Origin of the sequence: Thermoanaerobacter thermocopriae JCM 7501 (genome assembly GCF_001310975.1) — a bacterium.
Classification (GTDB): domain Bacteria; phylum Bacillota; class Thermoanaerobacteria; order Thermoanaerobacterales; family Thermoanaerobacteraceae; genus Thermoanaerobacter; species Thermoanaerobacter thermocopriae.
The window spans coordinates 93,228-102,438 of record NZ_BAZY01000007.1 but is presented as its reverse complement, the minus strand read 5'-3'; the positions used below and the strand labels follow the sequence as shown (position 1 = coordinate 102,438).

Genomic DNA, 9,211 nt, shown 5'->3' with positions numbered 1-9,211 from the left:
TTTATAAAATAAATAAATTTTTATTAAAAACTTGACAGTTTATTTGGTATGTTATACAATTACATTATCTTGAAGTAGAATTGAGGTGAAATAGTATGGAGCCAGAAATCATTCAGTTAATCGACGAACATGGCCATGAAGTAGACTTCGAACTTATAGCATCATTTGACCTTGACGACACCAGGTATGCTGTGGTAGTCCCTGTGGATAGCGATGGGGAAGATGCTTATATTTTGAGAGTGGAACAAGATGAAAATGGCAATGATATCTTTGTAGGAATTGAAGACGATGATGAGTTCAATGATGCTGTCGAAGCATACAATGAGCTGATGGAAGAATATGAAGAGTATTATGATGATGGGTTTGATGAGGAAGAGTAAAATAAATTAGAGTGAAATTAGATTAAGATATACCGTTTTGGTATATCTTAATTTTATATATTCCCCAAATTGGGTGTAAAAAGCAAACTAGATTCTCAATTGAAATATCTTTATCTACTATGAAAATTCGATTTTGCTAAAAAATCAAAAAAAGTGGTTGACAATTGAAAATGAATATCATAAACTAATATTAGTTATGTTATTTGGCGGTGATATAGATGAATGAAATTGAAAAATTCAAAGAAAGATTAAAAGATAAGGGATATAAGTTGACAACTCAAAGGCGCGCTATATTGGATGTGATTTTAGAAAATCGGGATAAACATCTTTCCTCTGAGGAAATATATGACTTGGTAAGGTTAAAATATCCTGAAATAGGTCTTGCCACTGTTTATAGGACTCTTCAGGTATTTGAAGAATTAGATATTGTTTATAAATTAAATTTTGACGATGGTCGAAATCGATACGAGCTTAATCATAATGAAAACCATCAGCATCATCATTTGATTTGTTTAAAATGTGGAGCAGTTATAGAAATGGAAGGAGACCTTTTGGAGGAGTTGGAAAAGGCTATAGAAGAAACTAAAGATTTTGAAATAATAGACCACAACGTTAAATTCTTTGGTTATTGTAGCAAATGCAGGAAAAGTTATAGTTAACTTTAGGAGCCGGGGTTCAATGCCGAGGGCTAATTTGGTCCGTAAGCCTACAAATTCTTGAACGGACAATTTACCTTCTCAGGGTTGAAGTATTTTTTTAAATAAAGTATAATTTATATTAACTAGGGTAAGGTACGGGTAAGTGTTTTTGTTGTTTCTGGTAAAATAAAAGCTAAAAATATCTAATGAAAGGAGATAAGTATTTGGCACACAAGGCAAAACTCAAAATAATACCGTTGGGCGGATTGAATGAGATCGGCAAAAACATGACGGTTTTTGAATTCGGGAATGACATTATAGTTGTGGATTGTGGCCTTGCTTTTCCAGATGATGAAATGTTGGGAATAGACCTTGTTATTCCCGACATTACTTATTTATTGAAAAATAGAGAAAAAGTGAAAGCAATTATATTAACTCATGGTCACGAAGACCATATTGGGGCACTTCCCTATGTCTTAAAACAACTTAATGTTCCAGTGTATGGAACCCGTTTGACTATAGGTTTGGTAGAATATAAGTTAAAGGAGCAGGGCCTTTTAAAAGATAGTAAATTAATAACTGTAAAGCCAAGAGAGATCATCGAAATTGGCCAGTTTAAAGTTGAGTTTATAAGGACTTCTCATAGCATTGCAGATTCTGCGGCTTTAGCTATTCATACTGCTGTTGGGACGGTTTTCCACTCAGGTGATTTCAAAATAGACTTTACCCCTATAGGAGGAGAAGTACCAGACTTACACCGCTTTGCCCAGTTGGGGGAAAAAGGGGTACTTGTGATGTTATGCGATAGTACCAATATTGAAAGACCGGGCTATACCATGTCAGAAAGGACAGTAGGAGAGACTTTTGATAATCTTTTTAGAAAAGCAGAACGGCGAATTATAGTGGCGACTTTTGCTTCTAATATCCACAGAGTGCAGCAGATTATAAATTCTGCTCACAAGTACGGAAGAAAGGTTGCTATTTCAGGTAGAAGCATGTTAAATGTAGTCAATGTAGCGATGGAATTAGGGTATTTAATAGTTCCTGATGGCCTTTTAGTTGATATTGATGAAGCCAATAAATTACCATATGATAAAGTTGTCATTATAACGACAGGCAGCCAAGGTGAACCTATGTCAGCTCTTACCAGAATGGCTTCTTCTGAACATAAAAAACTAGAGATTGTACCAGGAGATACAGTGATTATTTCTGCTTCTGCTATTCCAGGGAATGAGAAACTTATTTCTCGCGTTATCAACCAATTATTTAAAAAAGGGGCTGATGTAATTTATGAAACATTGGCAGATATACACGTATCGGGGCATGCTTGTCAAGAAGAGATTAAACTACTTCACACATTAATAAAACCCAAATTTTTTATCCCTGTTCACGGGGAATACAGACATTTAGTTCAACATGCTAAGCTTGCAGAATCTTTAGGAATGCCTCCTCAAAATATTTTTGTAGTAGATAATGGGACAGTATTAGAGTTTACCAGAAATTCCGGAAGAATTGCAGGTACAGTTACAGCAGGGAAAGTGTTAGTAGATGGCTTGGGGGTTGGGGATGTAGGTAATATTGTTTTAAGAGATAGAAAACATTTAGCTCAAGATGGCTTGTTAGTAGTAGTGGTTACTATTTCTAAAGAAACGGGAGGAATTATAGCGGGGCCCGACATAATTTCCAGAGGATTTGTATATGTAAGAGAATCTGAAGATTTAATGGAGGATTCCAAAAATATTGTAAGAGATGTATTGTCAAAGTGTGAAAAAGAGGAAATTAGTGAATGGGCTACTATCAAATCGATGATAAAAGACAATTTAAGTAGTTTTTTATATGAAAAAACGAAGAGAAATCCTATGATATTACCAATCATAATGGAAATTTAGTCAGGAGGAGCTTAAAACATGAATGTCTACGATAAAGCTTATGAACTGGCTAATGCTATAAAACAGTTGCCAGAGTACAAAGCTTTAAAAGAGGCGTATCGAAAAATAAATGAAAATGAGCAAAACAAGAAGATGCTGGAGGATTTTAAAAAAAAGCAACTAGAAATCCAAGCTAAAGAGTTATCAGGTGAAAAAGTGGAGCCTAAAGAAAAAGAAGTTTTAGAAAAGCTGTGGGAGATATTGAACCTTAATCCTGATATAAGTTCTTACTTGTCTTTAGAATACACTTTTAGCAAAATGATGAATGATATATTAAAAATAATTACAGAACCAATGGAGATGAATTAAATGAAAAAGATAGATACTGGTTACATTGTAAAAGCAGGAGTTATTGCAGCTATTTACTTTGTGGTGACTATTCTTTTAGGAAACTTTTCTTATGGACCTATTCAATTTAGAATATCTGAAGCATTAGTTGTATTACCCATGGTAGAACCGGCAGCGATATGGGGGGTTTTTTTAGGATGTTTATTAGCTAATATAGGAAGCCCCTTTGGACTTATTGATATTTTAGGGGGAAGTTTAGTTACATTGGCTGCTGCCTACCTTACATCAAAGGCTAAAACTTTTTACAAAGCTATATTGCCTCCTATAATATTAAACGCTCTTAGTGTTTCAATATGGGTAAGTTATTTTACAAAAATGCCTTATTATCTTGTAGCTTTGTATATTGCTTTAAGCGAAGCTATTGTAACAGGTGTATTTGGGTATGTAGTGATTACAGTATACAAAAGATTAAAAGATAAGTATTCTTTATAAAAACAGGTAAGCGAAAAGCTACTTGTTTTATTTTTAATTAATTATATAATTTAGGTAAACCTACAAAGGAGAAGAAATGTAATGAACAATGTCGAATACAAAAGAAAAAGTAAATTTGCTGTGGTAGTAGTTGTTATACTTTTTTTCATTTTCTCTGCTCTTGTGTACTACCAAAGCCTTTTACAACCAGTAACTACCAAAAGTGATGCAACTTTAAAGATTGTAAATATTCCAAAAGGATATTCTACTGTTGAAATAGCCAAAGTGTTAAAAAAGAATAACTTAATTAAAAATGAGTGGTTTTTTATATGGCGAGCAAAAGTTTTAGGTGCTGATGGAAAATTACAAGCAGGAAAATACCTTTTAAGTCCTAACATGACTCCTGATGACATAATCAAAAAAATATTTGAAGGCAAAGCTCAAAAAGATACAATAAAAGTAACTATTCCTGAGGGTTATACTGTTAAAGATATTGCTAATAAATTATCCCAATTAGGTCTTGTAAATAAAGATAAATTTTTGGAAATTTCCAGAATGATACTTTTAACTACGATTTTTTAAAAGACGTGCCTAAAGATAGACCAAACAGATTAGAAGGGTATCTTTTTCCCGATACCTATCAAATACCTATAGAGGCTGACGAAAAAGAAATAATAAATATCATGCTTAAAAGATTTCAAGAGGTTTATAATAGTAATATAAAAGATATTGCAAAAAATATAGGAATGACTCCCGATCAGATTGTAATAATAGCTTCTATGATAGAAAAAGAAGCTGTGGTAGATAAGGACAGGCCTTTAATTGCAGGTGTTATATACAATCGTTTGGAAAAACATATGAAACTACAAATAGATGCAACTGTGCAGTATGCGTTAGGAAAACACAAAGATAAGCTTTTGTACAAGGATTTAGAAGTAGATTCCCCTTACAATACCTACCAACATTATGGACTTCCTATAGGTCCTATTTGCAATCCTGGACTTAAATCTATTAAAGCAGCTCTTTTTCCAGCTGAGCATGACTTTTACTATTATGTTGCAAAAAAAGATGGGTCTCATATTTTCAGTGTAACTTATGAAGACCATTTAAAAGCCCAAAGAGAAATTGAAGCAAGTGAAAATAATAATGTTAAATGAAAGGGTTGAGTTATGGAATTAACTGTAAATGATATAAAATTTATAAGAGAGACGGTTCATAAATTTGGTTATCCTTTAAATGAGATAGAAAAATACGCGAAAGAAAATTTTATTCCAATTGCAAAACCGGAAGTCGCTGATTTTTTAAGTTTTATTGTGAGGCTAAAAAAGCCTAATAATATATTAGAGATAGGAACTGCGATTGGCTATTCTACTATAATAATGGCGAAAGCTTGTTCTAAAGTTAGAATAGTCACTATTGAAAGAAATATAAATTTGGCTGAGATAGCTAAAGAAAATTTTAAAAAAGCAAAAGTAGAAGATAGAATAGAACTTATTTGTGGAGAAGCACAGCAGGTTTTTCCGAATTTGACTAAAAACTATGATTTGATATTTGTAGATGCAGCGAAAGGTCAGTATATAGAGTTTTACAAAGAAGTAAAAAGACTTTTAAGCAAAGAGGGCGTAGTCTTATGGGACAATATTTTGTACAAAGGATATGTTGTAAATGAGAAAAATGTAAAGCATAAAAGAAGGACGATTGTTTACAGAATGAGAGAATTTATAGAAATATTGCATCAAGATAAAACTTTGTACACAGTAATTTTGCCTTTAGGAGATGGATTAGCGGTAAGTTTTAAGGAGGAATAATTATGCTGGAACTTTTGGCACCAGTTGGAGATTTGGAAAGATTAAAAATAGCAATAAATTATGGAGCGGATGCAGTATACTTTGGAGGGAAACACTATAGTTTAAGAGCTTCTGTTGGTTTGACACTTGATGAGATAAAAGAAGCAATAAGGTATGTGAGGAAGAATGGAAAAAAAGCTTATATTACTATAAATATCTTTCCCCACAATGAGGATTTGGAAGGATTACCTGAATATATTAAATCAGTCGTTGACCTTGGCATAGATGCTATTATTCTTTCCGATCTAGGGATTTTTTCTATTGTAAAAGAAGTAGCACCTGAAGTAGATGTTCATATAAGTACACAAGCAAATAATGTGAATTATAAAAGCGCTCTGTTTTGGCATAATTTAGGTGCGAAAAGAATAATTTTGGCAAGAGAGCTTTCCTTAAAAGAGATAAAAGAGATTAGAGAGAAGACGCCAAAAACTTTGGAATTAGAGGCATTTGTCCACGGAGCTATGTGTATTTCTTACTCAGGAAGGTGCCTTTTAAGCAATTACCTTACAGGAAGGGATTCTAATAAAGGAGAGTGTGCACAACCTTGCCGGTGGAAATATTATCTTGTGGAAGAAAAAAGGCCAGGAGAGTATATGCCCATTTTTGAAGATGAAAGAGGAACCTATATTCTGAATTCTAAAGACCTATGCATGATAGAGTACCTCCCAGAACTTGTGGAGGCTGGAGTTAAAAGCTTTAAAATTGAGGGAAGAAATAAAAGTGCCTATTATGTAGCTGTAGTCACAAGAGCGTATAGAAAGGCAATTGACGATTACCTTGAAAAAGGAAAAGATTATGTTTTTGACAAAAAACTTCTCGAAGAGGTTTCTAAAGCGAGTCACAGAGGATTTACTACAGGGTTTTATTTTGGCAAACCAGGCCATGAGGCTCAAAATTATGAGTCTTCAAAATATATAAGGACTTATGATTTTGTAGGGATTGTAAAAAGATATGACCCAGATAGTAAAATTGCTGTTGTAGAGCAAAGGAATAGGATGTTTGTAGGTGACAAAATTGAAATTATAGGCCCTAAAGTACAGTTTGAGCAGCAAATTGAAAAAATGTGGGACGAGAAAGGAAATGAGATTGAAGTAGCCCCCCATCCTCAAATGATAGTGAAAATTCCAGTAAAATATCCTGTAGAAGAGTTTTTTTATTCTGCGAAGAGAAATTAAAAATATTAAAAATTAGCTTAAAATCTGCTCCTTTTGGGAATACTTTTTCCTGAAAGGAGCAAAGTTTTTATGGAAAAAAGAAATTATAGGATTGTTTTTTTGAGAATGGCTTTGTCAATATTAATGGTAACTTTGATTTTTAGACTTTTTTACATACAAGTAATCAAAGGAGATTTTTATTCTCAAAAGCGGTGGAACAAAAAATTAGAAGTTTTAAGATTTCTGAAAAAAGAGGAGAAATTTACGACAGAAATATGATTCCTTTTACAAATAGAGAATACAAAGAATATATATTTGCTATACCTAAAATGTTGACTGACAAAGAAAAAGCGGCAAAAATTATAAGTGAAATTGCTGCGGTAAATTATGAGAATGTGTTAGAGACCCTTCAAAGTGAAAAGGATTATGTGAAATACGAGGTTAAGGTTAATTTAAATGGCAAATTGCCTGCAGGGATTTTTAAGTTAGCATTGTCACAAAGGTATTCGCAAAATTCTTTAGCAAGGCATGTAATAGGATATGTAGGAGATAAAAAAATGGGTTTAGAAGATACTTTTGATGGAATTCTAAATAGCAAAAATGAAGACAGCATTGCAGTATTTACAGATGGGAATAATACAGATTATATAAAAGGATTGGGAGTAAGGTTAAAAACTTCTGAAAAAGAAGTTTTGGGGATAAAAACTACATTAGATTATCATATACAAAAAACAGTAGAGGATGTTCTTGACAAGAATAAGGTAGATGGAGCTGCAGTGGTAATAGATATAAAAACAGGTGATATACTTGCAATGGCAAGTAGACCTAATTTTGACCAAAATAATATTCAAGCTTATTTAAATAGCTCTAATGAAGAATTTATAAACAAGGCTGTCTCTCAATATCCTCCTGGTTCTATTTTTAAAATTGTAGTAGCTTCTGCAGCATTAGAATATGATAAAGTAGATTTGCAAGATACTTTTTATTGCAGTGGCGGGTATGATATAAATGGGGTAGTATTTCACGATTACAAAAGAGAGAGTCATGGAGTAATAAACATGGTAAAGGGCTTTGCAGTTTCCTGCAATACTACTTTTATAAAAATTGGGCAAATAACAGGAGCCAAAAATATTTTAGAGATGGCGAGAAAATTTGGAATTGAAAGTGATGACAGCCTGCCAATACCTGAGCAGATAGGGAAATTACCTACACTATCTGATACTTACGGAGCCGGAATAGGTAATTTGTCAATAGGGCAAGGGGATGTGCTGATTACTCCTCTTCAAGCAGCCGATGTTGTAGCCACAATAGCTAATGATGGAGTTAGAAATATACCGCGTTTAGTAACTGCAATAGTTGATGAAAATGGAAAAGAAATTAAAAAATTATCACAGAAAAAGTCTTACAGGGTGATAAGCAAAAACAACGCCAAAATTTTAAAAGAAATGATGAGACAAGTGGTTATTGATCCAGAAGGGACGGGGAAAAGGGCGGAGACTATTTATGGCAGTGCTGGTAAGACAGGTTCCGCAGAAGTCAGTAAAGAACTAAATATATACCATGCTTGGTTTACAGGTTTTGTTCCTTTTGATGAACCTAAATATGCAATTTCGATTTTTGTAAAAAATGGAGATACTGGAGGAACTAAAGCTGCCCCTCTTTTTAAAGAAATAGCGGAGGAAATAATGAAATATTGATGTACGTGCACCATTTTAAATAAAACACATATAATAGATGTGTAATGTTAAAAAAGGGGGTGGCAGCGATGTGGGAAGTTGTTGTTGCAATTTTGGCTTCAATTGTAAAGGAAATCTTAAATCTTGGCTACTTGACAAACACCAACTCTTTTCCCAATCCACTTACTCCAGAAGAAGAAAAGAAATATCTAGAAGCTTATAAAAACGGAGACGAGGAAGCTAGAAATATTTTGATAGAAAGAAACTTGAGGTTAGTAGCTCATGTTGTTAAAAAGTACAGTGGAACAGGTAAAGATATAGATGATTTAATATCTATTGGGACAATAGGGCTTATAAAAGCAATTTCTACTTTTGATTCCTCTAAAGGTACACATCTTGCCACATATGCAGCCAGATGTATAGAAAATGAAATACTTATGTCTATACGTGCGGAAAAAAAGATGAAAGGAGAGGTTTTTTTACAGGATCCTATTGGTGTTGATAAAGAAGGCAATGAAATATCTTTAATGGATGTCCTCGGCACAGAAGAAAATGAAATATCCGAACAGGTAGAGAAAAAAATTCAAATTAAAAAGTTATACAACAAAATGAACAACGTTTTAAAAAATAGAGAAAAGTTAATTATAGAAATGAGGTACGGGTTATATAATGGTAAAGTGAGAACACAAAGAGAAATAGCAAAGATGCTGGGTATATCTCGGTCATATGTTTCAAGGATTGAGAAAAGGGCTTTAAATAAGCTTTTTAAAGAGCTTACTATGTAAAACTGTTTGTATTGACAGTTTATTTTTTTTTATTATATAATTTT

At 33.1% G+C, this 9,211-nt stretch carries 7 protein-coding genes and 3 pseudogenes; all 10 read left to right on the top strand.

All coding sequences use genetic code 11. The features are described 5' to 3' along the window. Positions 1-95 precede the first annotated feature (95 nt). On the top strand, positions 96-380 hold the full coding sequence (locus tag JCM7501_RS04765; protein WP_012995110.1) for a DUF1292 domain-containing protein: 285 nt from the start codon (positions 96-98) through the stop codon (positions 378-380). A 218-nt stretch (positions 381-598) separates the two neighbouring features. Continuing rightward, complete coding sequence (locus JCM7501_RS04760; RefSeq protein ID WP_012995111.1) at positions 599-1,039, top strand: Fur family transcriptional regulator; 441 nt, start codon at positions 599-601, stop codon at positions 1,037-1,039. Between the two features lie 203 nt (positions 1,040-1,242). Beyond that, positions 1,243-2,907, top strand: coding sequence for a ribonuclease J (locus JCM7501_RS04755; protein WP_012995112.1), 1,665 nt, complete (start codon positions 1,243-1,245; stop codon positions 2,905-2,907). 18 nt (positions 2,908-2,925) lie between these two features. Next, positions 2,926-3,255, top strand: a complete 330-nt coding sequence (locus JCM7501_RS04750; protein ID WP_012995113.1) for a YlbF family regulator — start codon at positions 2,926-2,928, stop codon at positions 3,253-3,255. Next, positions 3,256-3,726, top strand: coding sequence for a QueT transporter family protein (locus JCM7501_RS04745; RefSeq protein ID WP_028991955.1), 471 nt, complete (start codon positions 3,256-3,258; stop codon positions 3,724-3,726). Positions 3,727-3,807: 81 nt separating this feature from the next. Beyond that, positions 3,808-4,862, top strand: a pseudogene (mltG, locus tag JCM7501_RS04740) (endolytic transglycosylase MltG). A 12-nt stretch (positions 4,863-4,874) separates the two neighbouring features. Beyond that, positions 4,875-5,513, top strand: coding sequence for an O-methyltransferase (locus JCM7501_RS04735; protein ID WP_028991953.1), 639 nt, complete (start codon positions 4,875-4,877; stop codon positions 5,511-5,513). A gap of 2 nt (positions 5,514-5,515) precedes the next feature. Then, positions 5,516-6,743 (top strand): annotated as a pseudogene (locus tag JCM7501_RS04730) (peptidase U32 family protein). A gap of 53 nt (positions 6,744-6,796) precedes the next feature. Beyond that, positions 6,797-8,403 (top strand): annotated as a pseudogene (locus JCM7501_RS04725) (peptidoglycan D,D-transpeptidase FtsI family protein). Positions 8,404-8,471: 68 nt separating this feature from the next. Beyond that, positions 8,472-9,167 (top strand): RNA polymerase sporulation sigma factor SigK, encoded by a 696-nt coding sequence (gene sigK, locus JCM7501_RS04720; RefSeq protein WP_013150253.1) that lies wholly within the window; start codon positions 8,472-8,474, stop codon positions 9,165-9,167. Positions 9,168-9,211 lie beyond the last annotated feature (44 nt).